Origin of the sequence: Ewingella sp. AOP9-I1-14 (genome assembly GCF_052375995.1) — a bacterium.
Classification (GTDB): domain Bacteria; phylum Pseudomonadota; class Gammaproteobacteria; order Enterobacterales; family Enterobacteriaceae; genus Ewingella; species Ewingella allii.
On the sequence record NZ_JBQSVA010000007.1, the window covers coordinates 16050 to 41763 of the forward strand.

Below are 25714 nucleotides of genomic sequence, written 5' to 3' on the forward strand. Positions count from 1 at the left end.
AACACTTTTTAAACGATTCGACATCTTTGAAAAAAGGCCTCTAAAGAAAACAAAGACCTACCCACATGATGATGATGACCTAGGATCCGAAAAACTAGTCGTTTCCCGCGAGCGCGCCGCCCCGTGGAAGGCACCCCCGCCGGGAGGACCCACGGCACCACCGACGATAATAGCAATCAGTATCATTTAAGACTGACCTCTAACAGCGGTGCATAGCCTTGAAGCGGCCCGTGGCGCGAATGCGTTATTGATTTACATCAGGCATAAAAAAACCGCCCGGAGGCGGCTTAATAATGAATTGATTTTTAGCGCTACTCGTCTCTAACCCACTCACCCTGCACTGTGTGATAAAACGAGCAAACTATATTCTCTTTCTGAATATCATAAATCTCTATCGTGTCGTTGTTATTTCTAGCTTCGTCGCTTTGAGCTGCATCCTCGGCTTCTTGGAGAGTCGCAGTGACACAATGAATATCACCAGTGCCGCCAGCGCGTTCACAGTGGTCGTAGGCGAATACAATAAATCGGTTATCTGCTGACATCATTTCACCATTGATTGTTTTTTTTTGCCAGTATAAGGCGATTCCCTTTCTATGAGAACTTGCAGTCAATGGTAATCAGGAAGGGAGTCGATCCCTTGAGCAAAGTTACTGACATTCTCCGATCAGCGAGAGGCCGTAACATATTCGGGCATCGTTGAGTCCAGCCTTTTTATGTCCACGAATTCCCCGACTAGCTCAGGGACTTTGACCATCTTCCCGCCAGTATTCTTTTCATAATGGAACGGGACCTGAACCAGCGTGCCATCAATCATAACTGGCATGGTTTCTTGACTATTAGTTTCCATAGAAGCCCCTTACATGCTTAACATTTAGGATGTGGTGGCTGGTGCCCAACTCCAGCAGCATTAACCGTCGGGACTCGAACCCGCGACCTTGGTCGATTAACGCCAGCGCCACCGGAATCTAACCGGCAAACCCGATATTAGATCGCCGCACTAGGCATGTACCTACCCCGCAATTCAACATTATTGCAGGCACTCAGTGAATACCTGCTTCGTTTAATTCATAAGTTAACAAATAAAAGTGGAATCAAATTCCCATCAATGGTTTAAAATCGTTTAGTTTCTCCGCCTTTATTACGAGGCCAAGATTTAAACCGATTGTGGAACGCACTACGGCTGTTGTTGCTGTTGGGACATTTACTATTTCAATAGAGCCGTCAACATTCACTGTTGGCCCAGCATAAAGTATACCAAGCAGAATAAACCTCTCTCCAAAAGATGTACCGTGTTCGCTCGCGTAAGCTCCTTGGTTCATAATGTACACAGGTGATCCACTTGAACCGCCGAAACAAGCCATATCAATTAAGAATTCAGGGTTACCTTGCCAATCCTCCTTAGGGGAAGATGCAGTAACACCTTTCCTTGTGATAGGTCTATTATTAACAGAGTCCCACAATCCATTGGGATAACCTGTCATATATACATCTTCAATAGGAGTAATGAATTTATCCGACAGCATTTCTTTATCAGTAAAGGAAAATGCCTGAACTTCAATTCCTTCATCAGTAAGTTGGGTTAGGAAAGCCCCCATCGGTAGTATGCAGATATCTATATTAGGATCTGGGTGATCGATAAACGCTCCTTTACCCTGATTGATTTCAACATTGTAAAATTTCAAACCGGGATTTTTATTACTTTTAACATTTAATCTTAATTTAACTTGGGTAGCTTCATTAACCACATGTTTATTAGTTACTATTAAAGGAATAACAACACCTTCATCTTGTTGAAAAGCAAACCAGAAACCCGTTCCTACAGATACACCTCCTGGCACATTACATTCAATTCGGATTGTTGATTTGTAAATTTCATTATTAACTGCCATTGTGGGATTCCTTTTTGAAAGAGAATGGAGCCACAATTTTAGCATTTTTCTTATTTTAATAAATTATTTCATCACTACATACATAATACTTCATCAAACTGAAAGCACACTTCATCTCACCTTACACTGCTTAACTATGTCGGTGACATAGCCCTGAAGGTACTGAATCACTTGGTCGTCTTTAATGGCGCTGGCTCGGAGATCGAGAACAGCCCGTCCACCAGCGTCAGAGAGTTCGACTTGTGCTGCATGGCCCACGCCGCCGGCTCCGGTATTGTTGCCTCGGATGAGCTGACTGGTTGCAAGGTTGGCTTCGGCGATCCGCACGCGGCGAGTACCAGCGGCAACGTCAGCGCGAAGGGCTTCATTTTTTGCCAGTTCATTGGCTAATTCCTCGGTATGCTTCTTATCTAACACTGAGGCAGCGGCCTGCGCTTCAGCGGTGCGCTGGTTGGCGGCGGTCAAATCTGCAAAGGCTTTATCGCTGATGCTCTTCAGTGCGAGGGCATGGGACTCCTTCAGGCTGGAAACGTCTTTATCCCAGCGCATGCCCTCAATCCACCACGTCACACCAGCGGCCAGCAGCGCAGCGACAATCACTAACGCCTTAACGTTCATTTCAGCCCCAGCGCCTTTTGCGCCACCAGCAAGCGGGCCTGACTGTCTGACAGCCCGTTTGTGCCACCGTTAATGCACTTCCTCAGCCCGGTGAAATCGCCAGAGTCTGCAAAGCGATTGCAGTTGTTGGCCTTCCAGAACCAGCCCGCCGACCGTGCCGCGTATTCGTCCTGCAATAGCAGGTCCGGGTCGCTGATAAGGTCAATGCCCAGCGCGCGGCCACAGGCGAGGTAGTTGTCGAGGAACGTGATCTGCTTCAGTCCACGACCTCGGAATTTATAGCCGTCTCCGGCTGCTTTGTTGCCGAAGCGGTTCGCATAGGCCAGATTGGCAATAGCACGCTGGCGCTCAAGCGATAACGGACCTTCACCGTTCCGGCGGCCCAGCTGCTCGCGCTGCGACGCCGTAAGGCGGTTGCCGAACACTGACAGGCCAGCAATGGAATAGTTGAACGACTCGGACAGCGTTTTAAAGCCGCCGGACTCGGTACCGATTTGGGCGATGAATGCCGCCTGGCGCGCAGGTGTCGTGATGCCGAATTCGGCCATCGTAGAAACCAGATGCGGATACCAGCGCGTGGCTAAGTCGGCGCTGAGTGAAGCCGCCCGTTGAAATTGGTCTTTTGTCATTGTGGATGTCTCAGGACACTGAAGAGTTTGGCAACGTTCCCGCCAGCGCGGTATATCGCGATGCAGATGATGGCGTTAAGTGCGAACGACGCCCAGTGCGTGTTGTGGTAGTGATCGAACCAGAAGCGGATCGGCACACTGCCGTAGGCCAAGATAAGCAGGTAAGCCAGCCAAGCCGCCCAGCGCCGGTGCGTTGCCCCATTCTTTCGAAAGAAGCACAACCGGACCACCACCAGACTGCAAAGCACAACGTTCGAGATAACAAGCGGGTCATTTAGTACCACTTTGCCCCCTCCACCGATCAATCAGTGATGTTGGGTTCTTTGCCCGGTTGCTGGCGAACGTCAAAAGCTGAACCGCCAGTGCGGAGATGATCACCGCGCCCAAGGCATCCAGTGGTTTATCGGGATAGTTGAGCCAAGCCGCTAACTTTGCGCCAGCGACGCCAGCACCAAACAGGCCGCACAGGAACGACACACCGAAATATGAGATACGTCGCCACGCTGACAGGTCTACTGCTGATGTGACATAGAACACAGCCCCAGCAAACGCACCGAACACAACGCCGTAATCAAGGCCAGTGAACCACCCAAACACACCGACCGTAGCGAGTGCCGCTGAAGCTGCTGTTGCTGATACAGGCTCAGACATTGATAAACCCCTTATCGCTGTTGTTGTCCTCCATCGAATCGAGGGCATAAAAAAAGGCCGCCGATTGGCGACCTCTAAAATTCATTTTCTAACTCAGCTCAGAGGGCATAAATACTCATACCCACGGCAGGTTTTTTTCCTGTAGATAGGAAACAAGTCTTTCTCATACATCCCGGCTGAAAGATTTCTCAGAAAACCCACAACTCCATGTTTATCTGGTTCTGCGGAAACCTTGACCCTTAGATGTGACACGTCTTTTTCGCTATTGGCGGTGATTCTTACTGACTTCATGTCCATATTATCAACTCCTTTGAGACCGCTGGAATGCGGCAATGCTTATTTTATCACCAACATAATTTATACACCACACTCTCGCAGTGGCCGCGCTCATGCCCTTGAGTGTCTGTCGCCCATGGCCGCTAATAACCGGTGCGCGTCTGGCTGTCGCGCTGCTCTACCGGAGCTTGTTTTGATATATGACCCTTGACCCGTCGCTACACAGGCTCGCGCAACTTTGCGACTCAGGGCAGCATCATGATTGCTGCATTGGCTGACGCCTACGGTCTAGCCGTTTACTTGTGCATTTTACTATCCTTCAGAAACGACAAAACCCCGCCGAGGCGAGGTTTCGATATTTTCTAAGCTTTGTGACTTCGTGACCACTCTTAACAGGTTACAATAGATTTTGCGTAGCGCATGAGGGATTTTTAATATTTATTCACTTTGATTATATAATCTTTATTAAAAAAGGTTAGAACGTGAGTAAGAATCTACGAATATATGCCTCTAAACCATTCTTCAGCAGAAGAGATTAGCCAATGATTTAAATTACCAAAAAGATTCAGCTTGCCCACTGACATTTCGTCTTTAATTAAGGATAGCTCAAACTCAGGAAAAAAATAAGTATCTGATTTATCTGGAATTCCATTGTTATGCACAAGGGTATTTCTAAACTTCACAGCCCCTGACCATAAAACATACTGCTTCTCTGAGATAATTTCTTGATGCAATGACTTTTTCATTATATCTCCGAGGTATATCCGCCTATCAGTAGGTATAACCAACTTTGAGTCACCTAGTTCGATAATTTTCTTTGCTGCATACTCAAGTGAAGAAATCAGGCCTATAAATGACATTTTTTGAATCATCACAACTCGTTGCGAATTTTGCTCTCTTGCTTTCTCAACAGTAATCCCCTCTACTGAAGTTGTTTTTCTCCATACTTCATTATAGTAACTTAGCAATTCAAATGTTAAAGTTACTTGATTGATAGCCATATTAAAAAAGCCGACGGGATAGTACTGGCAATCCGGCCTTAACAAGTGAGCAAGAGAATAATTTATTTTTTCTGCCGAGCTCCGAATAGCCTTATACTGATTTAATATTTGTTCCATATTAATTACCCATTAGTATGAGATAAGCCCATTTTCATGGGCTATTTTTTATAACTTTAGTCTATAAGGTAAAGAACCTCAGCTCAATAATATTTCTTAAGCGTTATTTTTCACGTGTAGGCATCCATTTCCAGTACAGCGCCAGTCATCGCAAGGCATCCATCAACAAAACCCTCAGCGACCTGTAACTGCTGACGGATAAGGCCTTCGCTCACCTTAAAAATCTTCGCGATTTTTCTTTTCGACATGCCATAGCGGTAATGCAGCATGATGAGTGTCACTTCTTCTGGCTTGCGCACCGCCGCCAGCCGACCTACCGCCGCGTCTACTATCAGCCCATCGTCATCACAGCACGTCTCTATCTTACTGGATTCAGTAGGCAGCAGGCCTTTGAAGCCAGCCGCGATTGGCGACCAGCTTACACCTGAATTATCTCGAGCCCAAACTCCGTAACGAGCCAGCACCAATTGGATATCACGCATTATTCTCTCCACACTTATTTTGCTTTGCCCGTAGCGATAACACCCATCGCCAGCGCGCTGTCCATTGTCCGCATAGCCAGAAGCAACTGGCTGCCATTCACTTCTTCCCACTCGGCCGTATTCGCATGGAGCCTGTCGTGACACTGCCTGCACAGCGGGATCACGAACATGTCATGCGATTTTGTTCCCATACCGCCGAAGCCATTACCGGTGATGTGGTGCGGGTCGTCGGCCTGGTTCCCGCAGCCGCAGCAAGGCTGACGCTTAATCCACTGTGTGTACTTGGCGTTTTCCCACCGGCGGCGCTTTGGGCGCAGCATGAAGGACTCCGGTGTCTCCGGGTCAATGGCGACGTACAGGACCGCTTTAACCGGCTCAACGCGTTCTTTCAGCGCCTCAACGGGATGGGCCTCAGGCACAATTTCCGACTCACGGCCAACCGACTTAATCGGCTTTTCTGGCTGCCAGCGCAACGCGTGGCGCGCGGCATCGTAGGGCATCAGGTCAACCAGTCCCCGCAGCGTCGCCCACCAGCACAAATCATAGAAACTCAGCTGGTGGCCTTCCGGTAGCTTCAAGTCCCTAACTGCTGCTGTCACAATAAACTCTGCGCGGTTGCGGTCGGCAAGTCGGTCGAGCTCATCCACAATGTGGTCTCTGAATTTGGTTTCATGGTGCCAGCACAGGCGGACGCCGCTGTGTCCATATTTAAGGGTGTCCATTTCCTTGGTGTGAAATTTGTCGTCTCCTCGCGTCCACTGGCAGGTCATGATCCGCTTTAACCAGTCTCTGAGCGCCCACTCGCTGCCAGCAGCGTTCAATACTCGCTCATTCATGAAGAAATCTTTCAGGCGCTGATCATCCACCAACGAATGAATGACATCCGGTAGTTTGCCGTCTGGCTGATCAGCTAACTCCGGCGGAACCGTAGAAACGAGCAGCTGCTTTTGGTCGAACAGCCACATTAAGTCTGTATCTGGCGTAAATATACCAACACCCGCCGCGCGCTGGGCGTAAGGCTTAAGTAATGCTCTCACGCTGCGTTCTCCTGTTTCTTGCGCTGGTAGTCGGCCCAAAGCCCGGCAACCCACTGTATCCCCTTTGGCGTAAACCGCGCCTGCCGGAAAGCATGCTGGTTATTCGGGTTAGTGCCTGTCTTCATTTCAAACCTGCCAGCGTCTGTGTGCGTGCTGTAAGGCGTGAACTGCCCGTCCTGCCGGTACATGATTTTTTCATCGATCATGAACAGGCGGAATTCTGGCTCTTTGGCCTTCAAAAGCTTGCAGACCGATCGGAACCCCATTGAACCTTTAGCGGCCACGTACCGATCGACAAATTCAGCCTTCGGTGCGACCAGCGCCAGCTGAGATTCCAGAGCCTGTTTCTCATCAGCGAGATCCGCAGCAAGGCGCAAAGCCTCCGGCAGTGTCTGAGGTACCAGACTCTTGGATTCCAGTTCCTGCCACCGGTCCACAACTGCGGCGGTGAACTCCGGCGATAGGCGCGCCACAAGAACCAGTGAATCACGCTTATTGAACCAGTATTCTTGGTACTCCTGCCCGTTCTGCTCGTGCAAATAGGGGGTGTGCGCCAACGGCGCGCTTAAAACTCCACCAGTTACTAGCCGCTCAGCCGACCGCTTCACATCGCTGTGCTTACTCTGCACCAACGCGGCAATCTCTCGGCTCGACATCGTTACCACTTTTCCTGACAGCAAACTGTTCGACATAATTACCCCACACGTTAAACCGGCTGCACACCGGCTGGTTTGAAATCGATGATCCGTACCTCTGCTTTTCCCTCTTTCGTTAACTCTCCCCACTCAACAGTCATTCTTTTCACCTGACTGTCGTCGGCCCACACTCCGGCATGCGTCAGGCTGTCAAACAGCGCCTTCTGGAAGTTATCCAGATCCCGGCGCGCGCGGGTCGGCGGAAACAGCACGACGTGAACGTCCAACTCGGCGGTCAGCGGCTTAGGCTTGCATTTGAGTTGCTCATAAACTGCGGCTACAGCGTTTGAACGGTAAACTCTGCCGCGTGCGCTGATCAGCATGCCTTTGCTAGTGGCGCGCCAGTAGCCGTTAACACTCGGTGGGAATGGCAGGGTCAGCTGCATGCAACCTCCCCCGCCTTGATGAGGCTGTTCAGCACAGCATCTGCATGTTCCCGCGCCGCGGTGTAATCCAAGGTATGCAACTCACCCGTTGCGGATTCAGCCAGTAACCAGCGGTTATAGGCATCAAGCCAGATTTTCTGGAATTCATTCATTAGCCATTACCTTTGCTGAGTAAGCTATGCGCGCGGCGGCGGTGGTCAGATGGTCGGGATCGAGTTCTATCCCAATGAAACTGAAACCGTCCAGAATGGCTGCTTTTCCGGTGGAACCAGACCCCATGAATGGGTCAAGGACCGTCCCACCAGCGGGAGTTACTAGACGACATAAATAGCGCATTAGGTCACAAGGCTTTACGGTTGGGTGCGCGTTGCGGGCGCCAGTCGTTCGCCCGGCACCAGCGCGCGGGTCATTCATGCCCGCGCTGCCCTCTCTTCGCCCGCCGGTCATTTCAGTAGCCGAAACCGGCACAAATCGGTCCATCCCTTCGTCGCGCTCAGTTTTTGTTACTTTGGCGCAGTAGAAGAAACGCGCTGCTGATGTGCTGCTCTCTACTCGAGCGGCATGATCGCGAGGGGCGTTCATATCGCCATAACAGATACGGGCCGGGCGGGAATTTCCCGTAGTTTTCAAATCCCCCTGTTGACCCTTGGCGTCCGGGAACGCTGCAACCACATCGTCACTCCCATCGTGCAATACATTCGCCGGCCAGCGGCCGAGTTGTTCAGGTTGCCAGTCAGCACCATCCGCCTCTTTCCCATCGCGAACGTGGGACAAGAGAGCGCCAGCACCACCTGTTAATGCTTCGCCTGTCGGCACTCGGGAAATATCGATATTCAACGCGCCGGTCCCGAACTCACGGACGTTCGCCTCTACTGTTCCAGCGAGTGGTTTTCGCGCCATCACGATTGGCTCATGGGCCGGTTTCAGAGCGGTACCCATTCCAGCATGTTCGCCATTGAGGTTTTTCGATTTCGGGAACCCTGTGCCGTAAATCCACATCAGTTGGTCGCGTATTTCGAAACCTGCATCCTCAATATTTACGACCAAGCGGTGATAGGTTCTTGAGCCGCCAAACGCAAGAAGGTGCCCGCCCGGCTTCAGAACTCTCAAGCACTCAGCCCATTGGTCAACAGTTGGCACCTGATAATCCCACTTATGCCCCATGAAATTCAGACCATAAGGTGGATCTGTGACTATCGAATCAACGCTGTTGTCGGCCAAGCGGCGCAATACTTCCTCACAACGACCGATGTTTAGTTGATAGCTCATGCCGTAGCCCCCTGCTGCTGGCGCTGCGCGCACTCTTTCCAGATTTGATTCCAGCGAGGCTGTGAATACGCTGGCCCCATGTTCCTCACGTTTGCCTTACTCGCCTCGGAGCAAACCAACTTCTCCAGCTCGCTTGGCTTCTTGACGGCACCAACACCAGAGGTGAAGCGGCGATACGCGGCATCGCGCTCAGCAGTATCTTCCGGCACAGGGCTTGCTTTGGCTTCGCTTGAACATGCTGGGCGGCCTGCGGTATCCCACGCTTTCGCAGCCAGCAGGTTGGAAGAAAATTTATCGGACGAGAAGATGGTCGACGGGTTTAAGCCGCGCGCGTACTTGGTGCCCAACCAGCAGGCAACCAGATGGTCGACCACTATCAGCATTTCTGACTTGCTAGCGGTAGCGTTGCGCAGCCGGGCGCGAACGTGTTGCAGGTTGCCGTCGGTTAATTCGAATTTCACGCCAGTCAGCGCCGACAGGTGGTTAACGATTTCTGTCGCTTCTCGAGTTAAACGTTCAGAAATAAATTCCTCTCCGTCTGTCGGCGCAGCCGGCTGACAAGAGGGTTTATTGATCTGTTTGTGTTCTTCTGAGTAATGATCTGTATAGAGAATAGAATTGGCGATATTGCCGTTTCCAAGATTCGGCGATTCTGCCGTTTCCATTTGGCTTATTTGCCGATTGGATTCGGCGATATTGCCGTTTCCATTTGGCAATACTGCCGTTTCCATTACTGGCGCGGCTTTAGGCGGGAAAATGATAGTGATTAAGGTGTCACCATCCACCCGATAATGCTTCTTAGGTGTACCGTTAACCTTGCGCTTAGCCTCTTCAATTACGCCCGGTAGATACTTGGTGATTAGCTTATCAACGGCCTTACGCACCTGATCCGGTTTAACGCCGCGAATCTCAGCAGCAAGCTCTTCATGGGTCTTGTAGAACCAGCCGTTCTCCTGAGAGGATTGCTTGCCTGACCAGAAGACCAACTGGTTGAGGATCGCGCCAAGCAGGTGCGCCTGCGGATCGCCATAGACAAAGTCCAGATAAGGCGCAGGGATAGTGATGCAGTTCCCCTGCCCTGACATTGCCTGAACGATTTCAAATATCCGGCTCATCAACTACCCTCTCAAACCGTAACTTGAAGCGGGCAACCGGATAGGAGCATTCATGCTCATACCCTTCCCGCATGTAGATGACTCGCTCTGTGGCTCTGTCATATCCCACGACGTGGACCAGTACGCCCCGCCAATCTTTGTAACGCCTGTCCAGCGCTTGGATTGCTTCAGACATGCTGTCACCTTCTGGCTCAGCGCCACCACGTAACCTACCCACCACGCGGCGAACTGGTAGTTGCACGGCACCCAGCGTCCGCCGATAATCACTTCATACGAGAAAGAGCCAGGCGCTCCGCCAGTCACTGACCGACAGCGCATTTGCGGAACGCCAGCTTTTACGAGTAAACTGTTCATGCGTTATCTACTCCACACTGTTTAGTTACGCACGACGCCTCGAGCTGCACACTCGGGGCGTCACCCTTTCCGGCCTTTGACTTCTTGCTGAAAAGCGCAATCACCGCCCTAACCTCTGCATCACGTGCCGCCAAGTGGCGCTGGTGATACGTCATGATTTCTGCGGCTTCTGCCGAATCAATCACACCATCTTCAAGCGATGCCTGAATAATCATGTCGACGTGGCCACGATGCGCTGCTGTGCGCATGCTCCGGCTGAACAACTCAACCTGATCCAGTTCATCCAATTGCGGAATGTCCACGAACAGGCCACCGCGGCGCTGGGCGAAGTACTCTGCCAAGAAACTGGTACAGCTCAGATCCTCGATTGCTTCAAGCTCAGTAACTTCAAAAAATCGACAGCCGTTTTTCTCGTACAGATTGTTGTTGAACTGCGTTTCAGTCATTCCCAGTCCACCAGCCATTGCAGAACGACCGCCGGGGAAGGCTTTGCACATCGCTTTTACTGCTGTTTTGATGTCTACCATTTCGCTTTTCCTTGGGTAGTTAAAATCAAGCGGCCGATGCGCTAGGATTTGATGGCTCTGAGCGTTCCAAAGAACTCAGAATTTCAGCCACTGTGACCTGTCCATTCGATGCACTTATGATTGCGGGGATATACTGAGAACGAATACCTCCGCCATTCAGCCACTTACTCACTGCTGATTGGTCAACACCTACCTTGCGGGCTAACTCCTTTTGAGACCCAGCGGCAGTGATGGCCTTTTGGATAATGCTGTTCATCTCAAACTCCTATTACCTAAAGAGACTGGATTATGACCCAAGTAATAGATTTAATCAATTACGCTGGTAATTTGACTGCCAATTACTTAGGTAATATTTTCATCGCATGAAAACACTATGTGAAAGACTGCATATCGCGATGCAGAGGAACGGGGTTACTTCTCAAAGTGAGCTGGCAAGATTGTCAGGGGTAAACCAATCCATCATTTCCAAAATCCTGACGGGTAAAAACGAAACCTCGAAGTTCTCGGGGAAGATTGCCGCTGCGCTGGGGATTAGTGCTGACTGGTTGATTAATGGATCAGGCAGTATGGATGGTAATGACACAAATCTTGAAAAAGTGGATGTTTCACGTCTGATTTCAGTGTGGAACGAGTCCGGCATTACGGATGACGTTATCTCATGGCCTGACGCTATGCCGGATAACTTCAGAGCATACGTAATGCGTAAAAACACTGGTATAGATAAGGTTCCAGCGGGAGCAATTGCTCTTGTTGACCCCTCTCTAAGGCCGGGAAATGAAGACTTGGTTATAGCCAATATTCGTGGGGAAATTTCAGCCTATCGTTTTCTTGATGGGGGAACGGAACATGGCTTCCTTGGTGTGGACAATGACCGGGTTCCTCTTTTCGAGGTTAAGGATCCCTCCTCAATTATTGGCGTTATTGAGCAAATCCTCATTCGAAAATTACGGTAATAGGTGACCTTTTCAATATCAACCACGCTTTTGCCGTAATCCCCATTCCCCTCTCGTTTTAGCAACACACCCATACTCATAAAGCCATTCCTTATCTCGGATGAGCGGTAACGCTATTTACCGCCCGCAAAACACTGTATATCCATATAGTATTTTATTGACCTTTTCAAAGATAACAAAAAAAATTGTGCCATCCTTCAACCAATTATTACCAATGTAATAATTTTTTGAGGTTTCGTGTTGACTTGAGTTATTACCCAAGTCATAGTTGGTCATAGCACAACGGCAAGGGTACTGGGGGTTGAGGAACTCACCAACAGGCAGGCAACTACCATAGTTGATCCAGTGCTCTTGCCGTTGTGGCAGGCATCAGGGGATGGTCGGGTTACCCTGCCCGGTTGCGGTTTCGACTACCGCCGCCACGCGCCTAATCGAAGTGGAAAACCGATATTTGCTGTGTGTAGTTCTTGGCGACTGGCCTGATCCTTCAATCATCCAACACCAGGGGGAGTGAGGATAGTGTTCTATCAGGTCAGTCGCCCCTTTTTTACAGACATAGATAAGGGTTCGTTGGCCCCGTCCAGCACGCCCTGTGCATTTTCCGGCGGCCCTTTATCTATGTGTGTGAGCAGATTTCTTTAAGCCCTGTGCAGGGGCATAAACAGGAGTAGTTAACGTGAAAGAACTTTGGTTTAAAAACTTGCTGATTTACCGCCTCAGCCGCGATGTAGAGCTGAATGCTGAGGAAATGCAGCCGCAGCTCGAGCGCTTCATCTTCTCGCCGTGCGGTAGCCAAGATATGGCGAAAACTGGCTGGGTTTCTCCTATGGGGTCATTCGGCGGCGGCCAACTGGTTCATTCAACCGGCAGCCAGCAGATTTTAATCTGCGCCAAGAAGGAAGAGAAAAACCTTCCGGCGTCGGTAATTAAGCAGGAGCTGCAGGCCAAGGTTGCCCAGCTGGAAAGTGAGCAAAGCCGCAAGCTGAAGAAGACAGAAAAGGACTCGTTGAAAGATGAGGTGCTGCATACCCTTCTGCCGCGTGCGTTCAGCCGCTACAGCCAAACCTTGGTCTGGATTGATGCGGTCAACGGCCTAATCATGGTCGCCGCTGGCAGCGCGAAAAAGGCCGAAGACGTTCTCGCCCTGCTCCGCAAAAGCATAGGCTCACTCCCAGTGGTGCCGCTGACCATGGAATCCCCTATCGAGCTGACGCTCACTGAATGGGTCCGTTCCGGCGTAACGCCAGCTGGATTCCAGCTGCAAGATGAAGCGGAACTGAAAGCCATTCTGGAAGAAGGCGGGACCATCCGATGCAAGAAACAGTCTCTGGTCAGCGACGAGATAGGCAGCCATATCGAGAACGGCAAGCTCGTTACTCAGCTCTCAGTTGACTGGCAGGAGCGCATTAGCTTCCAGATAAACGACACCTTTGCCCTGAAAAAGATTAAGCCGAGCGATACGCTGATCGACCAGAACGACGATATTGACCGTGAAGATTTTGCTCAGCGATTTGAGGCCGATTTCCTGCTGGTTACCGGCGAATACTCAACCTTCATTTTTGCTTTGATTGCCGCGCTAGGCGGCGAAGCCAAAAGATAATTTAAACCTATCGAATTTTATTTATTGCCGTAACTGGCAAGGGATTCGCTCAAACTAAAAATGACGTGTGGAGTATTTTCATGACTGAAAAAAATAAAAAATCAGGCCAAATCAAGCGGGAAGGTAATGTCACCTTCGGTGATGCAAGCATCAATATCTGGGAAGAAGGACTTGCCGGGAATTGGGCTGAGAGAGAGGCTTGGGAAGCAAAATTTAAGCATCAGGTTTTCAAGCGAATCTTACAGCAGCTTAATCGCCTTGGGTGGACATGCAAAGTTCCAGAAGTTGATACCAGAGACGTTGAGCATTACGGCTACAAAATCTCTGTCGCTGCGGCACGCCGCGAAAGACTTTGCCATAAAGGTGACCTGCACGCTGATCTGAATATTTCTGGCCGTACTATCCAGTTGCAAATGTTCCAGTGCGTTAATGCTCCAGACCGGCCTGATCATGGCGGTCGATATCAAGCTGATAAAGAACACCACATGCCATACGTGATGCGTCTAGAAATGGAACGTACTCGCCGCCGGATCCGTGACTATCTGTGCAATGTTTTTGAGGGTTACGCGTTCAACTCAAAGTCTAGAGATGGCCGGAATACTAAGCGCGGGATCAATGGTGTAACAGCTTTGGAATTTATCGAAGGTTGTTACAAAACCAGCTCGCATTTCAAGGGTGACCCGTCGGCCATGACAGAGTACGACCAAAAGCACAATTCAACCTCGGCTGAAGGTCTGAAAGTCACTCACGGGCAGCGCGTCTGGTTCACCGATTATAAGGGCAGGATCTGCTCCGGCATTGCTTATTACAACATCAACAATATGTGGTGGGTTGTGTCAGGAAAATATGGCGTTAAAAACGAGTGTTGCCACTCTCTCTATGTTGTTCAACCTGAAAATATCCGGGTGAAGCGCAATGCGCACCAGCGTCGTCGTCGCCTTGAAGGTCAGCTTTCAGATGCTATCAAGATCATGGATTTTAAGCGGGCGGAGGTCATCAAAAACTTAATTTTTAAGCCTGCGGAGCCTTTATTCGTTCTTTGGAATGAAGAACACCAGCTCTATCACCGTAGTGGTTTCAGTGGATATACGAAAAGCGCAGTTGACGCGGGAAAATTTACTCATGAAGAGGTCAAGCGCTGGGGCAACGATTCCCAAAATAAAGTTATGCCGTTGCAGGAGGCTGTATGAATAAGGCTATATTCTGGTCCGCCTACGCAAAGCTCTGCAAGAAGCGCTCCCGCACATACGTCGGAAGTAGCCGTTTCTATTACGGCTGCATGAATCACATTCAGGACGATAAATGGAGAGCATGCCATGACTGAGACAACTGAGATCGCGGCGCTGCGTCCATCTGAGCGCGCCAAGTTGGGGTTTGTTACTGATGATAATACCGGCGGGTACTACGTCGCGGAGTGTGAAGAATGCGGGCAGATTTTCCCTAGCCAAAACGCTGAAGGTGGTGGTCCGATTGCAGATAGTGGTGATTACGATGATTGCTACTGCCCTCACTGCGGGCATGTTGACCCAGAGGAATGTGACAACGCAAACTTAGTCTGGAACGTTCAGCAGCTTAAAATCGTCAATCTGACCAAACAGCTCGAAGCAGAACGCCAGCAGCGAGAGGCGGCAGAGGGAGAACTCGCCGAGCTTCGGGGTGAGCAAGAGCCTGTAGGCCTAATAAAGCGTAAAACGCCACTGCTTAGTGACGGCGCATTCAGATATTCATTCATATCTGACGTAAACCTTCCTCTTGATACAGAGCTATTCACCCGCCAGCCTAAGCCTGTAGTGGTGTTGCCCGCCGAGCTTGATTTTGATTGTGAGCTGGAGAAAGGTGAAGGTTATGACTTTGACGAGGAGCCGTGGGCGAGAGGTCGAGTTGATGGATTCAATGAGGCGTTACAGCAATGCGATAAGTTAATGCGCGCCGCTGGCATCGTCGTTAAGGATGGTGAGTGACATGGCACAGCGCCTCCCCCGCGTGCGTGGGGAATTCGTATCATATCCGGGGTTTTGGTGGTTCTCTCCACCAGCACCTTCGGCACGTCTGCCAGCGGGCATGAAAATGATCAACCTTTTCGAGGGCCGGTATTACGGCCGGGCAAGAGGCCGTAACAACCAATAGCAACTCTGTGTGCAGCAGAAATTAACCAGTGTGGGGTGAGTGATGGCGAGAACATTAACGTTAGATGAATGGGCTCTCGAAGAGTTCTCAGCGCCAGTACCAAGTAGAGCAACATTAATGAGGTATGCCAAAAACGGAATGATTTTCCCTCTTCCCGTTAAGGCTGGGCGGTGCTGGCGTGTAGAAGCTTCAGCGCGGTTCATTGGCATTGCCGAGAAGGTCGAGATCAGCAAGGACTTAGATCCACGTTTAATGAGGATTCTCGAAGATGGCACGTCCACGTAAATACAACGTGAATATTCCCGGACTTTCCTGTTATACCGACGCCAGAACAAAAAAAGTGTACTGGCGTTATAAACACCCAGGAACTGGAAAGTTTCATGGGCTCGGAGACAATGAAGATGAAGCAAAAGCAATCGCAATTGATGCGAATATGCAATTAAACCAACGGAAAATGGCTAATTTACTACGAGTTAGAAACGAGATTAGCCGAGATGTAAATAAAGGTATTTCAACAAATGCTTGGGTTGATAAGTACAGATTAATACAGTTAGAGAGAGTTAAAGCTGGGGAGATTAAAGCTAATACTGCAAAACTCCGTGAACCCTCATTAAGAGCATTGATATCTTACTGTGGCATAAAATCGCTTTCTGAAGTAGGAGCCAGAGATATCGCTGGCATTCTTGATTTGTATATTGAAAAAGGCCAAGGCCGAATGGCGCAAATGGTGCGCTCAACATTAAGTGATGTTTTTAAAGAAGCTCAACATGCTGGCGAAGTCCCCGTTGGATACAACCCGGCTAAAGCAACTAAGCAACCAAGAGCTAAGGTAACAAGGCAAAGGCTTTCATTGGATGAATGGAAGGAAATATATGCCGAGGCTTTGAAGATGCCAGTGCATATTCCGCGTGCAATGTTATTGGCTATTATTACCGGGCAACGAATTGGTGATTTGTCAAAATTAAAGTTCACAGATATTTGGGACAATAAACTCCACATTATTCAGCAAAAGACTGGGGCTAAAGTCGCCATTCCGCTTTCTTTAAAATGTGAAGCGTTGGGTATCTCTCTACAGGATGTCATTACTGAATGTCGTGATTCGGTTTTGAGCCAGTGGGTCTTGCATCATCATCGAGCGAGAAGGAATTGTACGCGGGGAGGACAGATCACCACGAGCACCCTGTCAAAGGGATTTGCAGAAGCTCGAGATAACTGTGGCCTGAAATGGACCGGTGTAAGTCCCCCAACATTTCACGAGCAGCGTTCGTTGTCAGAACGACTTTTCAGTGAGCAGGGTGTGAACACGCAGGTGTTACTCGGTCACAAAAATAGCCAGATGACGGAGAAATATCATGACGATCGGGGAAAGGACTGGAAGGAGGTTGTCATTTAATTCATATGTCGTTTTGCAGAAGAATTTTGCAGGAGTTTTGCAGGGATGCAAATTTAATTAGTAATAATAGATGGTTAGCATTTGATACCCATACCAAAGTCATAGCTGGTAGACATACCGTAGCCATCACCATTCTGGTGGCGCACGTCACGGCTGTTGTTCGTGCCTTCGCCATTGTTAGTGCCGTCGTTTGCCCCTTGGTATTGCAGCGCGAAGTTCAGGCCTTCAACCAGACCGAAGAAGCCGTTATTACGGTAGGTTGCCACGCCGTTGGTACGGCCAACCATGAAGTTATCCGCAGTGGTATAGGTGTCGCCGCCGAACTCAGGCAGCATATCCGTCCAGGATTCAACGTCGTACACCACGCCATAGTTACGGCCGTAGTCAAATGAGCCGTAGTCACCGAATTTCAGGCCCGCGAAGCCGAGACGCGTGGCGTTTTTAGAAGAGCCACTGCTTTCAGTATTGTTCGCCTGAACGTTATATTCCCACTGGCCGTAGCCTGAGAGTTGATCAGAGATCTGGGTTTCACCTTTGAAGCCGAAACGGGCATAAGACTGGTCGCCGTCTTTTGACGCATCGTCAGAAAAATAGTGCAGACCATCAACTTTGCCGTACAGGTCTAATTTGTTGCCATCTTTGTTATAAACTTCAGCCGAATGTGCAGCGTTTGTAATCAGTAATGCTGGGACCAATAGTGCCAATGCTTTTAATTTCATGATCTCATTCCTTTTATCATTCAAATGAATTTTTTTATATTCAATATAATAAATTTGTATATATTATATTTCCTTCTAATAATAACGACAGAGTTCCCCTTGGTATTAATTAATTTTCGATAAATAGATTTATTATTTATTGCTAACTATTTCTTTTGGCTTTAATTATTTGTTTGGTGAATGTATTTAATTTGAATATTCTAAATATATATTAATTTGCGGCGTAAAAAGACAAAGGCGGGAATTAGCGGTTAAATGTGTCAAAATTTAGGCAATAAAAAAACCCATAACTGATATCAGTTACGGGCTCCACAATTGAGAGAAAAATCACATTTACGACGAGGTCAGAGAGAACTAAGGCTAAAAGTGTTGAACATTTACTGCACTACTACTCGGACTACCAGGAGAAAGATCAGGAATTACAGCTGATGGGTGATGCACAGCTCATTCCAGTAACTAAAGCGTACCCTATGCCGGTAAAAGCTATTTCGTGCGATACCAGGCTGGGTCAACTCTTTCCATTGAAAAACTGCCCATTTCGATACCATATAAGCTTCCTGTAGGGATTAAGGCTTCCATCATGCGCGTGCTGTCCTGTGAAGGTTCAGTGAGAAATGCGGTTAAACATTTATCTTTAACGCGTTGCCAAAAGGTTGTTGATGAAGAAAACGAGTTTTTCTGCGTCATGATGTCGGCCCCTTGCTAAATAAATTTCTGAAAGAGAAATGCGCTTTGCGTCGCTCTTCGTTGAAACCAGTTAACAATGGAATGAAGCAGAAATAAAATGACGATTTCTGCTTTCTATATCTGCGTGATGACTATGAGGAATTAGCGGTTTTTATAAAAGGAGAGGACGCGGCGCGGCTCAAAAGTGAAAATAACATACTCGCGGCGGTTCATGCTGATGGTATCAAATTCAGTCATCGGATAATGGCGATGGATAGCCAGCGACTTCTGATTCTCTTTATCGACAAAAGCCACGCCAAGCGCGAAACGATTTTGTAGGTTTTCGCAGATATGAACGAGGAGCTGGGTCAGCAGCCCTTTGCCGCGAAAATCTCGCCGCACGCTCACTGGCCCGTAGAGGAAAATCTGATCGGCCGGAACCTTGCCGTTACTGACCACGGCGTTGTAAGTCGCCTGCGCCACCCCATGCTTGGCCAGCTTACCGAGCGAAGTCATTGCTACCCCCGCAATCACCGGCTGTCCGTCAACCTGCTCTTTGCAAACAAAAACGCCGACGCCGTCCTGAAAGGTTTTCAGCAAGGATTCGTCCATATTGCCCTGAGTAAATCCCTCGTTAGCTCGCTGCTCGGAAGAGAGGTTCTCACCCTTGGATTCGCTCAGAATGTGCAGGATCTCCTGCACATCGGCATGACCTGATTTAATGATTTCCATGAACACTCCTGAAAAGGGACTCTGCCGTCAGTATGGCAAAAATCTTACTTTTCAGGCGATCTTTTCAGCGCGGCGGGTGGGGATTTTACGTAATAAATAGCCTGCCAGTGCCAGTAAAAAGAGGGTTGCCTGCACCAAAACGATGGCCGGGCCAGTCGCGGCATCAATATAAAAACTGATGAAAGTCCCGGCAATGGCGGCAATCAGTGACGTTGTCACAGCAACCAGCAGCATTTTAGGCAGCGTTTTGCACAACAGAAAAGCTGTGATCCCCGGCGTGATCAGCATGGCAACCACCAGCACAACCCCCACCGCCTGCAAAGCGGCGACAATGGTTAATGCCAGCAAACAGAGCAGCGCGTAGTGGTAGAAACGCACCGGCAGGCCTATCACCTTGGCTTGTACTGGGTCGAAGCAGAACAGCGTCAGATCTTTAAATTTCACCAGAATAGCCAGCGTTACGCCGCCAGCAATCACCAGCGTTTGCAGCATTTCGCTGTCAGTCACGCCGAGCACGTTGCCAAAAAGTATGTGGCTTAAATGCTGTTCAGTGTTAACGCGGGAGAACAGCACTAGTCCCGCTGCAAACATGCCTGAGAAAACAATGCCCATAACCGAATCTTCTTTCACGCGGCAATGCTCTTTGATGTAGCCCGTCGCCACGGCGCAGAATAAGCCGGAAACAAAAGCGCCAATCACCAGTGGAATGCCCGCCAGAAACGCCAACACCACGCCGGGCAGCACCGCGTGCGAGATGGCATCTCCCATCAATGACCAGCCTTTCAAGACCAGAAAGCAGGAGAAGATAGCGCACACGATGCTGGTCGCCATGGCGGTCAACAGGGCGCGCTGCATAAAGACGAAGCCCATCGGCTCCATCACCAGGTCAAACCATGAGGTCATGAGGCACTCTCCTTGTGCTGCGCCTTATTTCTGATACGAAAGTGATTCGCCAACCAGCCGTGCTTAGGCGCGAAGATGAAGGCCAGCAGGAAGACGCTGGTCTGAAGGCACACAATCACCCCGCCGGTGGCACCATCGAGGTAGTAACTGAGCCAGGCTCCGACCGCGCTAGTGACGGCACCGATGGCGACGGATAACAGCAAAAGGTGGGAGAACCTGTCGGTCAACAAGTAGGCCGTCGCGCCCGGTGTGATCACCATGGCGATCACCAAAATCGCCCCGACGGTTTGCAGCGCCGCCACGCTGCAGGCGCTGAACAGGGTGAAGAAAATCACTTTCAGCCACAGGGGCGATAAACCGACTGAGCGGGCATGGGCTTCATCAAAAAATACGGCAAGCAGGTCGCGCCAGATAACACACAGCACCAGCAGCGAAACGCCGACGATGATTTGCACCTGCAAAATATCGGCGTCGTCGATGCCCAAAATATTGCCAAAAAGGATGGACTGCACGTTCACCGAGGTGGGATTCAGTGATACCAAAAGCAGGCCCAGCGCGAAGAAGGAGGAGAAGACAAAGCCGATGATGGCATCTTCACGCAGCCGGGTGTAATGGCGCAGCAGGGTCATGGAGAGCGCGGCCAGAATGCCGGTGCCGAAAGCCCCAATGGCATAGGGAAAGCCCAATGCGTAAGCCCCGGCGACACCCGGAACTACGGAGTGCGACAGCGCGTCGCCCATCAGCGACCAGCCTTTTAGCATCAGGTAAGCCGAGAGAAACGCGCATACCGCGCCAACTCCGGCGCTGACCCAAATGGCTTTCACCATGTAGTTATAGTGGAAAGGTTGTAGCAGTAGCTCGATCATTGCACCAGCCTCACTGGCGATGGGCGCTCGGCCACGCGCTCTTTCGCCAGATAGTCAATATTGCGCATTGCGCCGCCAAAGGCGTGCTCTAAATTGGCGTGGGTAAAGGTGGTTTCCAGCGGGCCTTTGGCGATCACCGTTCGGTTAATCAGCACCACCCGGTCGCAGAAATCCGGCACGCTGGCGATGTTGTGGGTCGATACCAGAATCAGGTGTCCCTCATCGCGCAGCTGCCTGAGCAGGTCAACAATGGCATTTTCAGTTTTGATGTCGACGCCGGTAAAAGGCTCATCCAGCAGCATCACGCTGCCCTGCTGCGCCAGCGCGCGGGCCAAAAATACCCGTTTCTTCTGCCCGCCGGACAGCTCGCCGATTTGGCGCTGAGCAAGATCGGTCAGGCCGACCCGCGCCAAGGCTGAAGCAACTTGCTTCTTGTCCTCTTTAGAAGGAATGCGCAAGAAGGACATTTTGCCGTAGCGCCCCATCATTACCACATCACGCACCAGCACCGGGAAGTTCCAGTCGACGTCTTCTGACTGCGGCACGTAGGCAATAAGGTTCTGGCGCAAAGACTTGGCAACGTCCATTTTGTTGAGCGACACGCTGCCGGTGGTCGGGCGAACAATGCCCATAATGGTTTTGAACAGCGTCGACTTGCCGCTGCCATTTACCCCCAGCAAGGCGCAAATCGAGCCGCCTTCCAGCCGGAAACTGGCATCTTCAATCGCCGTGTGGCCATTGTTATAGGTCACACTGACGTTTTCTACATTGAGTTCTAAGGTTTCTGCTGTCATTGGCCAAACCCTTTTGCCACTGTCCCGACGGTGACTTTCAGCAAATCAATATAGGTTGGCACCGGACCATCGGCTGTCGACAGTGAATCGACATACAGCACGCCGCCATAGGCCGCGCCGGTCTCCTTGCTCACCTGTCTGGCGGGCTTATCTGAAATGGTGCTTTCACTAAACACTACCGGAATATGTTTCTCGCGCACCAAATCAATCAGCTTTTTGACCTGCTGCGGCGTGCCCTGCTCTTCGGCGTTAATAGGCCAAAGGTAGGCTTCCTGCAAACCGTAATCCTTCGCCATATAGCTAAAAGCCCCTTCACTGGTGACTAACCAACGCTGCTCGGCCGGGATTTTCGCCAGTCGGGCACGTAGTGGAGCATCTAATTGGCTAATTTTCTCTGAATAATCTTTAGCATTTTTGTCATACACCTCGGCATTGGCCGGATCGTACTTCACCAGAGCGGCGCGAATATTCTCGACATACACCAAGGCATTTTTGGACGACATCCAGGCATGAGGGTTGGGATTGCCAAGGTAAGGCCCCTCTTGGATCGGCAGCGGCGTAATGCCGTCAGTGACCGTCGCGGAGGGCACATTTTTGATATTTTCGAAGAAACGCCCGAACCAACGCTCAAGATTAAAGCCATTCCACAAAATCAGATCGGCGGATTGGGTTTTGACGATGTCACGCGGCGTCGGCTGGTAATCATGGATTTCCGCCCCCGGCTTGGTGATGGATTCAACCGTGGCGGCGTCGCCCGCGACGTTCTGCGCGATATCCTGAATCACGGTGAATGTCGTGACGACTTTGAATTTTTTCTTTTCTTTATCAGCAGCCTGCGCATTGCCACCCAGCAGTGCGACCAGCATGCCGATGAGCATCAGCCGTAACTGAAACGGGGTAAGGCTGAACAGTTTCCAAACACTTTGTTTTCTCTCCATGAAATTTCTCCTGTGTGCTCTTTTGCAGCGTGGCGACGTTTTATTACACAGATATAGCATAGGCTATACTCCTTAGCCAATGCAAAGTTTGCAAAAATTGGTGCTAGCGCCAGCTTGGTTTACAATATCAATCCCTGTCGCCGTAAATGGCGGCGGTAAAAAACCGTTGAGCAAGAAAGAGGCAAGCGTTGTGAATGAAAAGAAGGTGAATCCTTTACTGGATGTTGAAGAGCACGCTCAGGGTTTTTTACAAGTGCGAGAAGCGCATCGCCGCGAACTGATGGATGACTATGTCGAGCTGATTTCGGATTTGATTCGTGAGTTTGGCGAGGCCAGACAGGTCGACTTGGCAGCCCGTTTAGGCGTATCTCAACCTACAGTGGCAAAAACCCTCAAGCGCTTGGCCAGTGCGGGATTAGTGCGTCAACTTCCCTATCGCGGGACTTTTCTGACGCCAGAGGGCGAGAAACTGGCGGCGGAAAACCGCGAGCGCCACAACGTAGTTGAAGCCTTCTTTATCGCGTTAGGCATCAGCCCGGAAACCGCCCGCCTCGACGCCGAAGGCGTTGAGCACCACGTCAGCGATGAAACCCTCGAAGTCTTCCGCCGATTCACCGAGCAGAATAAGAAGTAACTCCCTTCCCCATGCCATTATGGAACTGAGAGCCATGCTCTCAGGTTTCCTCACTTACGTCTTATCTTTCCCCTGACAGTGGCGATATTTGATCCAGTTAAAGACTCTTTCATGAGCAGATTTCTTCGTGCAGGAGGTGGTAATATCGCTTTGCCATGACCATACATTAACAGGGAGTTATTCAATGAAATCATTTTCAAAATGGTTGCCATGGATTGTCATTGCGGGGATTTTGGCTGTGCTGATAGGGTTGTTTTTGAGCTTTTAAAGCGCGGACACCGACTCAATAAAATGCCCGCGCAGTGCGGGCACCTAAGTCCCTCTCACTCCCCCAGCCGCGCATCTTCCTCTGCCTGCCGCAAAATAGCCTTAGCCATCCACTGGGTGAGATCTTGAATTTCGCCGTCACCGACGTGCCAGATATCTTTCATCACCATAAACACTTCCGAGCCGTAAATTAGCGAAAAAGCGTGCATGGTGCGCTGTAACGCTGCTGGCGAAAGCCTGTCTTCCAGGGGGGCGAGCACCCTTTTCAAAATCTTTTTGCGGTTGCCGCGTACCAGCGTCTCTTGGGTATCGGGATCGCGACGCTTTTCTGACCATTGTTGCAGAGATAACTGTAAAGCCGCGCGTAAAACGCCTTCATGTTCTAGCATTCGTGGGTACGCAAAACTCAGTAACTCGGCGATACGTTCACCGGCGTGGGCATGCTGCGGATCCCACTCGATGATTGGCCGCAGGCTTTCTTCCACCATGGCGGCGACCAGCGCACTCTGCGTGGGAAAGTAGCGATACGCCGTCGCGCGGGAAAATCCGGCACTGGCGGCCACTTCGGTTAGCGTAGGTAATGCTCCACTTTCTGCCAGACGCATGGCCGCGGTCACCAGCTTCTGCTGGGTGCGGGTCTGGGCTTCGGTCAGGGCTACCGGCGTATGAATAGGAGTCAAGATAGGGTTTCCACCTAGGAGTCTAATGACCCAACTTTAACAAAAAATGCCTGCTGGAAAAGCAAAATCACCGAAATGTAAATTTTATGAGACTCGAGTCTCAAATGTGTATGATGACCTTGCTCTAGTGAGACTGGCGTCTCATTATGCGGGGATATTAATCAAAAAGGATGTCCTGATGAACGCAAAACAAGCCAATGTTTATGTTGCTACCACCACCGATACCAAGGGCCGGGAACAGGCTTTTGTGGCGGATTTAATCCGCGCGACGGGGGTTAACGTGGTCACGGTCGATTTATCGACCAAGCACAAAACCCATGACGGTCAGGCTGATATCAGTGCCGCCGCCGTCGCTGCGTTTCATCCTCAGGGCATCGATGCGGTTTTCTGTGGCGATCGCGGCAAAGCCATCAGCGCCATGGCGCAGGCGTTCGAAGGCTTTATCGCCTCGAGGACTGACGTGGCGGGCTTGTTGGGCCTAGGTGGCTCTGGCGGCACGGCATTAATCACCCCGGCGATGCAGGCTCTGCCCGTTGGCGTGCCGAAGTTGATGGTGTCGACCATGGCTTCTGGCGATGTCTCGGCGTATATCGGCGCGAGCGATATATCCCTGCTCTACTCTGTGACTGACGTCGCGGGTTTGAATCGCATTTCGCGTAAAGTGCTGGCTAACGCCGCGCACCAAATAGCCGGCGCGGTACTGTTTTCTCACCCAGAAAGCCAGGATGACAAACCGGCGGTTGGCCTCACCATGTTTGGCGTCACCACGCCGTGCATTAATAGCGCCAGCGAATTGCTAGAGAGCGAATTCGACTGTCTGGTGTTTCACGCGACAGGCAGCGGCGGTAAAGCGATGGAGAAATTAGTCTCCAGCGGGTTGCTATCCGGCGTGCTGGATTTAACGACCACGGAAGTGTGCGACCTGCTTTTCGACGGCGTACTGGCCTGCGGCCCGGAGCGTTTCGACGCCATCGCCCAGACTGAAATCCCCTTCGTGGGATCGTGCGGCGCCTTGGATATGGTCAATTTCGGGCATATTTCCACGGTCCCGGCCAAGTATGCCGACCGCCAGTTTTATGAACATAACGCGCAGGTGACGCTGATGCGCACCACGCCGGAAGAAAACGCCGAAATGGCGAGATGGATCGGGGAAAAGCTCAACGCCTGCGAAGGCGAAGTGCGTTTCCTGATACCAGAGGGCGGTTTTTCCGCTCTAGATGCAGTCGGGCAACCCTTCTGGAACCCCGATGCGTTGAATGCTTTTGCTAACACCTTGGAAAACACCGTAAAACAGACCGCGAAGCGGCGTGTAATTAGGCTCAACTGCAACATCAATGATCCAGAGTTTGCAGAAACGGCAGTAGGACTTTTTAAAGATATTGCTCAACATTAAGGG

Annotated in this window: 33 protein-coding genes and 1 pseudogene; 8 read left to right on the plus strand and 26 right to left on the minus strand. The window is 50.5% G+C overall.

What is annotated here, in order from left to right:
• Window positions 1-311 precede the first annotated feature (311 nt).
• The 18 genes from ACT3RT_RS17560 to ACT3RT_RS17645 all read right to left on the minus strand — a co-directional run bounded on the left by ACT3RT_RS17560 (window position 312) and on the right by ACT3RT_RS17645 (window position 11302).
• On the minus strand, window positions 312-611 hold the full coding sequence (locus ACT3RT_RS17560; protein WP_496203433.1) for a hypothetical protein: 300 nt from the start codon (window positions 609-611) through the stop codon (window positions 312-314).
• Window positions 612-664: 53 nt separating this feature from the next.
• The gene (locus ACT3RT_RS17565) at window positions 665-847 is read right to left on the minus strand and encodes a hypothetical protein (protein WP_496203434.1); all 183 of its coding nucleotides are present in this window, start codon (window positions 845-847) and stop codon (window positions 665-667) included.
• A gap of 244 nt (window positions 848-1091) precedes the next feature.
• A complete protein-coding gene (locus ACT3RT_RS17570) occupies window positions 1092-1889 on the minus strand; it encodes a S1 family peptidase (protein WP_496203435.1) in 798 nt (265 codons plus the stop codon).
• Window positions 1890-2000: 111 nt separating this feature from the next.
• Window positions 2001-2507, minus strand: a complete 507-nt coding sequence (locus ACT3RT_RS17575) for a lysis system i-spanin subunit Rz (RefSeq protein ID WP_496203436.1) — start codon at window positions 2505-2507, stop codon at window positions 2001-2003.
• A complete protein-coding gene (locus ACT3RT_RS17580) occupies window positions 2504-3136 on the minus strand; it encodes a glycoside hydrolase family 19 protein (RefSeq protein WP_496203437.1) in 633 nt (210 codons plus the stop codon). Before ACT3RT_RS17580 ends, ACT3RT_RS17575 begins: the two co-directional genes overlap by 4 nt.
• Complete coding sequence (locus tag ACT3RT_RS17585; RefSeq protein WP_496203438.1) at window positions 3133-3420, minus strand: phage holin family protein; 288 nt, start codon at window positions 3418-3420, stop codon at window positions 3133-3135. The genes ACT3RT_RS17580 and ACT3RT_RS17585 overlap by 4 nt, the downstream gene beginning before the upstream one ends.
• Window positions 3407-3787 carry a phage holin family protein gene (locus ACT3RT_RS17590; protein ID WP_396130578.1) on the minus strand — a complete coding sequence of 127 codons (381 nt, stop codon included), beginning with the start codon at window positions 3785-3787 and terminating at the stop codon, window positions 3407-3409. Before ACT3RT_RS17590 ends, ACT3RT_RS17585 begins: the two co-directional genes overlap by 14 nt.
• A gap of 770 nt (window positions 3788-4557) precedes the next feature.
• On the minus strand, window positions 4558-5181 hold the full coding sequence (locus ACT3RT_RS17595) for a hypothetical protein (RefSeq protein WP_496203439.1): 624 nt from the start codon (window positions 5179-5181) through the stop codon (window positions 4558-4560).
• 110 nt (window positions 5182-5291) lie between these two features.
• Window positions 5292-5663, minus strand: a complete 372-nt coding sequence (locus ACT3RT_RS17600; protein WP_496203440.1) for an antiterminator Q family protein — start codon at window positions 5661-5663, stop codon at window positions 5292-5294.
• A 14-nt stretch (window positions 5664-5677) separates the two neighbouring features.
• Entirely contained in the window at window positions 5678-6700 is a 1023-nt protein-coding gene (locus tag ACT3RT_RS17605; RefSeq protein ID WP_496203441.1) for a DUF968 domain-containing protein, read from the minus strand.
• On the minus strand, window positions 6697-7392 hold the full coding sequence (locus ACT3RT_RS17610; RefSeq protein WP_496203442.1) for a phage antirepressor KilAC domain-containing protein: 696 nt from the start codon (window positions 7390-7392) through the stop codon (window positions 6697-6699). The genes ACT3RT_RS17605 and ACT3RT_RS17610 overlap by 4 nt, the downstream gene beginning before the upstream one ends.
• A 14-nt stretch (window positions 7393-7406) precedes the next feature.
• Window positions 7407-7781 carry a RusA family crossover junction endodeoxyribonuclease gene (locus ACT3RT_RS17615; RefSeq protein WP_496203443.1) on the minus strand — a complete coding sequence of 125 codons (375 nt, stop codon included), beginning with the start codon at window positions 7779-7781 and terminating at the stop codon, window positions 7407-7409.
• Window positions 7772-7933: a hypothetical protein gene (locus tag ACT3RT_RS17620; RefSeq protein ID WP_167333544.1), complete on the minus strand. Its 162-nt coding sequence runs from the start codon at window positions 7931-7933 to the stop codon at window positions 7772-7774. The genes ACT3RT_RS17615 and ACT3RT_RS17620 overlap by 10 nt, the downstream gene beginning before the upstream one ends.
• Complete coding sequence (locus ACT3RT_RS17625; RefSeq protein ID WP_496203444.1) at window positions 7926-9050, minus strand: DNA-methyltransferase; 1125 nt, start codon at window positions 9048-9050, stop codon at window positions 7926-7928. The genes ACT3RT_RS17620 and ACT3RT_RS17625 overlap by 8 nt, the downstream gene beginning before the upstream one ends.
• On the minus strand, window positions 9047-10165 hold the full coding sequence (locus tag ACT3RT_RS17630) for a conserved phage C-terminal domain-containing protein (RefSeq protein WP_496203445.1): 1119 nt from the start codon (window positions 10163-10165) through the stop codon (window positions 9047-9049). Before ACT3RT_RS17630 ends, ACT3RT_RS17625 begins: the two co-directional genes overlap by 4 nt.
• Window positions 10149-10340 carry a DUF4222 domain-containing protein gene (locus tag ACT3RT_RS17635; protein ID WP_496203446.1) on the minus strand — a complete coding sequence of 64 codons (192 nt, stop codon included), beginning with the start codon at window positions 10338-10340 and terminating at the stop codon, window positions 10149-10151. The genes ACT3RT_RS17630 and ACT3RT_RS17635 overlap by 17 nt, the downstream gene beginning before the upstream one ends.
• A 175-nt stretch (window positions 10341-10515) precedes the next feature.
• Window positions 10516-11046 (minus strand): YmfL family putative regulatory protein, encoded by a 531-nt coding sequence (locus tag ACT3RT_RS17640; protein ID WP_496203447.1) that lies wholly within the window; start codon window positions 11044-11046, stop codon window positions 10516-10518.
• 25 nt (window positions 11047-11071) lie between these two features.
• Complete coding sequence (locus tag ACT3RT_RS17645; RefSeq protein ID WP_034795827.1) at window positions 11072-11302, minus strand: transcriptional regulator; 231 nt, start codon at window positions 11300-11302, stop codon at window positions 11072-11074.
• 106 nt (window positions 11303-11408) lie between these two features.
• Here ACT3RT_RS17645 and ACT3RT_RS17650 point away from each other — a divergent pair, with 106 nt between their 5' ends.
• From ACT3RT_RS17650 to ACT3RT_RS17675, 6 genes are all read left to right on the plus strand, one after another.
• Entirely contained in the window at window positions 11409-11999 is a 591-nt protein-coding gene (locus tag ACT3RT_RS17650) for a helix-turn-helix domain-containing protein (protein ID WP_496203448.1), read from the plus strand.
• A gap of 676 nt (window positions 12000-12675) precedes the next feature.
• Window positions 12676-13599: a recombination-associated protein RdgC gene (rdgC, locus tag ACT3RT_RS17655; RefSeq protein ID WP_496203449.1), complete on the plus strand. Its 924-nt coding sequence runs from the start codon at window positions 12676-12678 to the stop codon at window positions 13597-13599.
• Window positions 13600-13679: 80 nt separating this feature from the next.
• Entirely contained in the window at window positions 13680-14789 is a 1110-nt protein-coding gene (locus ACT3RT_RS17660) for a hypothetical protein (RefSeq protein ID WP_496203450.1), read from the plus strand.
• 126 nt (window positions 14790-14915) lie between these two features.
• Window positions 14916-15560 carry a hypothetical protein gene (locus ACT3RT_RS17665; RefSeq protein ID WP_496203451.1) on the plus strand — a complete coding sequence of 215 codons (645 nt, stop codon included), beginning with the start codon at window positions 14916-14918 and terminating at the stop codon, window positions 15558-15560.
• Between the two features lie 208 nt (window positions 15561-15768).
• A complete protein-coding gene (locus ACT3RT_RS17670) occupies window positions 15769-16011 on the plus strand; it encodes an excisionase (RefSeq protein WP_185690393.1) in 243 nt (80 codons plus the stop codon).
• Window positions 15995-17119, plus strand: coding sequence for a phage integrase Arm DNA-binding domain-containing protein (locus tag ACT3RT_RS17675; protein ID WP_496203452.1), 1125 nt, complete (start codon window positions 15995-15997; stop codon window positions 17117-17119). The genes ACT3RT_RS17670 and ACT3RT_RS17675 overlap by 17 nt, the downstream gene beginning before the upstream one ends.
• Before the next feature lie 86 nt (window positions 17120-17205).
• Here ACT3RT_RS17675 and ACT3RT_RS17680 read toward each other — a convergent pair.
• The 7 genes and pseudogenes from ACT3RT_RS17680 to ACT3RT_RS17710 form a co-directional block, all read right to left on the minus strand.
• Window positions 17206-17838, minus strand: a pseudogene (locus ACT3RT_RS17680) (porin); the annotation flags it as partial.
• Between the two features lie 483 nt (window positions 17839-18321).
• The gene (locus tag ACT3RT_RS17685) at window positions 18322-18525 is read right to left on the minus strand and encodes a hypothetical protein (protein WP_353504164.1); all 204 of its coding nucleotides are present in this window, start codon (window positions 18523-18525) and stop codon (window positions 18322-18324) included.
• Window positions 18526-18666: 141 nt separating this feature from the next.
• Window positions 18667-19236: a GNAT family N-acetyltransferase gene (locus tag ACT3RT_RS17690; RefSeq protein WP_485903344.1), complete on the minus strand. Its 570-nt coding sequence runs from the start codon at window positions 19234-19236 to the stop codon at window positions 18667-18669.
• A 51-nt stretch (window positions 19237-19287) separates the two neighbouring features.
• Entirely contained in the window at window positions 19288-20139 is an 852-nt protein-coding gene (locus ACT3RT_RS17695; RefSeq protein WP_353504166.1) for a metal ABC transporter permease, read from the minus strand.
• Entirely contained in the window at window positions 20136-21005 is an 870-nt protein-coding gene (locus ACT3RT_RS17700; protein WP_496203453.1) for a metal ABC transporter permease, read from the minus strand. Before ACT3RT_RS17700 ends, ACT3RT_RS17695 begins: the two co-directional genes overlap by 4 nt.
• The gene (locus ACT3RT_RS17705) at window positions 21002-21799 is read right to left on the minus strand and encodes a metal ABC transporter ATP-binding protein (protein WP_353504168.1); all 798 of its coding nucleotides are present in this window, start codon (window positions 21797-21799) and stop codon (window positions 21002-21004) included. The genes ACT3RT_RS17700 and ACT3RT_RS17705 overlap by 4 nt, the downstream gene beginning before the upstream one ends.
• Entirely contained in the window at window positions 21796-22737 is a 942-nt protein-coding gene (locus tag ACT3RT_RS17710) for a metal ABC transporter substrate-binding protein (protein WP_396132108.1), read from the minus strand. The genes ACT3RT_RS17705 and ACT3RT_RS17710 overlap by 4 nt, the downstream gene beginning before the upstream one ends.
• Before the next feature lie 190 nt (window positions 22738-22927).
• Between ACT3RT_RS17710 and mntR the strand changes: the two genes are divergently transcribed.
• Entirely contained in the window at window positions 22928-23371 is a 444-nt protein-coding gene (gene mntR, locus ACT3RT_RS17715; RefSeq protein ID WP_396132107.1) for a manganese-binding transcriptional regulator MntR, read from the plus strand.
• Between the two features lie 323 nt (window positions 23372-23694).
• On the opposite strand, the gene ACT3RT_RS17720 is transcribed toward mntR, so the two are convergent.
• Window positions 23695-24321, minus strand: a complete 627-nt coding sequence (locus ACT3RT_RS17720) for a TetR/AcrR family transcriptional regulator (RefSeq protein WP_496203556.1) — start codon at window positions 24319-24321, stop codon at window positions 23695-23697.
• 175 nt (window positions 24322-24496) lie between these two features.
• Here ACT3RT_RS17720 and ACT3RT_RS17725 point away from each other — a divergent pair, with 175 nt between their 5' ends.
• The gene (locus ACT3RT_RS17725) at window positions 24497-25711 is read left to right on the plus strand and encodes a Tm-1-like ATP-binding domain-containing protein (protein ID WP_496200698.1); all 1215 of its coding nucleotides are present in this window, start codon (window positions 24497-24499) and stop codon (window positions 25709-25711) included.
• The last annotated feature ends 3 nt before the right edge of the window (window positions 25712-25714 follow it).

Bases quoted from the DNA above. Each gene is read 5' to 3' on its own strand.
- ACT3RT_RS17565 (WP_496203434.1), bottom strand. From the start codon at position 847: ATGGAAACTAATAGTCAAGAAACCATGCCAGTTATGATTGATGGCACG.
- ACT3RT_RS17570 (WP_496203435.1), bottom strand. From the start codon at position 1,889: ATGGCAGTTAATAATGAAATTTACAAATCAACAATCCGAATTGAATGT.
- ACT3RT_RS17575 (WP_496203436.1), bottom strand. From the start codon at position 2,507: ATGAACGTTAAGGCGTTAGTGATTGTCGCTGCGCTGCTGGCCGCTGGT.
- ACT3RT_RS17580 (WP_496203437.1), bottom strand. From the start codon at position 3,136: ATGACAAAAGACCAATTTCAACGGGCGGCTTCACTCAGCGCCGACTTA.
- ACT3RT_RS17590 (WP_396130578.1), bottom strand. From the start codon at position 3,787: ATGTCTGAGCCTGTATCAGCAACAGCAGCTTCAGCGGCACTCGCTACG.
- ACT3RT_RS17595 (WP_496203439.1), bottom strand. From the start codon at position 5,181: ATGGAACAAATATTAAATCAGTATAAGGCTATTCGGAGCTCGGCAGAA.
- ACT3RT_RS17600 (WP_496203440.1), bottom strand. From the start codon at position 5,663: ATGCGTGATATCCAATTGGTGCTGGCTCGTTACGGAGTTTGGGCTCGA.
- ACT3RT_RS17610 (WP_496203442.1), bottom strand. From the start codon at position 7,392: ATGTCGAACAGTTTGCTGTCAGGAAAAGTGGTAACGATGTCGAGCCGA.
- ACT3RT_RS17615 (WP_496203443.1), bottom strand. From the start codon at position 7,781: ATGCAGCTGACCCTGCCATTCCCACCGAGTGTTAACGGCTACTGGCGC.
- ACT3RT_RS17620 (WP_167333544.1), bottom strand. From the start codon at position 7,933: ATGAATGAATTCCAGAAAATCTGGCTTGATGCCTATAACCGCTGGTTA.
- ACT3RT_RS17625 (WP_496203444.1), bottom strand. From the start codon at position 9,050: ATGAGCTATCAACTAAACATCGGTCGTTGTGAGGAAGTATTGCGCCGC.
- ACT3RT_RS17630 (WP_496203445.1), bottom strand. From the start codon at position 10,165: ATGAGCCGGATATTTGAAATCGTTCAGGCAATGTCAGGGCAGGGGAAC.
- ACT3RT_RS17635 (WP_496203446.1), bottom strand. From the start codon at position 10,340: ATGTCTGAAGCAATCCAAGCGCTGGACAGGCGTTACAAAGATTGGCGG.
- ACT3RT_RS17640 (WP_496203447.1), bottom strand. From the start codon at position 11,046: ATGGTAGACATCAAAACAGCAGTAAAAGCGATGTGCAAAGCCTTCCCC.
- ACT3RT_RS17645 (WP_034795827.1), bottom strand. From the start codon at position 11,302: ATGAACAGCATTATCCAAAAGGCCATCACTGCCGCTGGGTCTCAAAAG.
- ACT3RT_RS17650 (WP_496203448.1), top strand. From the start codon at position 11,409: ATGAAAACACTATGTGAAAGACTGCATATCGCGATGCAGAGGAACGGG.
- ACT3RT_RS17660 (WP_496203450.1), top strand. From the start codon at position 13,680: ATGACTGAAAAAAATAAAAAATCAGGCCAAATCAAGCGGGAAGGTAAT.
- ACT3RT_RS17665 (WP_496203451.1), top strand. From the start codon at position 14,916: ATGACTGAGACAACTGAGATCGCGGCGCTGCGTCCATCTGAGCGCGCC.
- ACT3RT_RS17670 (WP_185690393.1), top strand. From the start codon at position 15,769: ATGGCGAGAACATTAACGTTAGATGAATGGGCTCTCGAAGAGTTCTCA.
- ACT3RT_RS17675 (WP_496203452.1), top strand. From the start codon at position 15,995: ATGGCACGTCCACGTAAATACAACGTGAATATTCCCGGACTTTCCTGT.
- ACT3RT_RS17685 (WP_353504164.1), bottom strand. From the start codon at position 18,525: ATGACGCAGAAAAACTCGTTTTCTTCATCAACAACCTTTTGGCAACGC.
- ACT3RT_RS17690 (WP_485903344.1), bottom strand. From the start codon at position 19,236: ATGGAAATCATTAAATCAGGTCATGCCGATGTGCAGGAGATCCTGCAC.
- ACT3RT_RS17695 (WP_353504166.1), bottom strand. From the start codon at position 20,139: ATGACCTCATGGTTTGACCTGGTGATGGAGCCGATGGGCTTCGTCTTT.
- ACT3RT_RS17700 (WP_496203453.1), bottom strand. From the start codon at position 21,005: ATGATCGAGCTACTGCTACAACCTTTCCACTATAACTACATGGTGAAA.
- ACT3RT_RS17705 (WP_353504168.1), bottom strand. From the start codon at position 21,799: ATGACAGCAGAAACCTTAGAACTCAATGTAGAAAACGTCAGTGTGACC.
- ACT3RT_RS17710 (WP_396132108.1), bottom strand. From the start codon at position 22,737: ATGGAGAGAAAACAAAGTGTTTGGAAACTGTTCAGCCTTACCCCGTTT.
- ACT3RT_RS17725 (WP_496200698.1), top strand. From the start codon at position 24,497: ATGAACGCAAAACAAGCCAATGTTTATGTTGCTACCACCACCGATACC.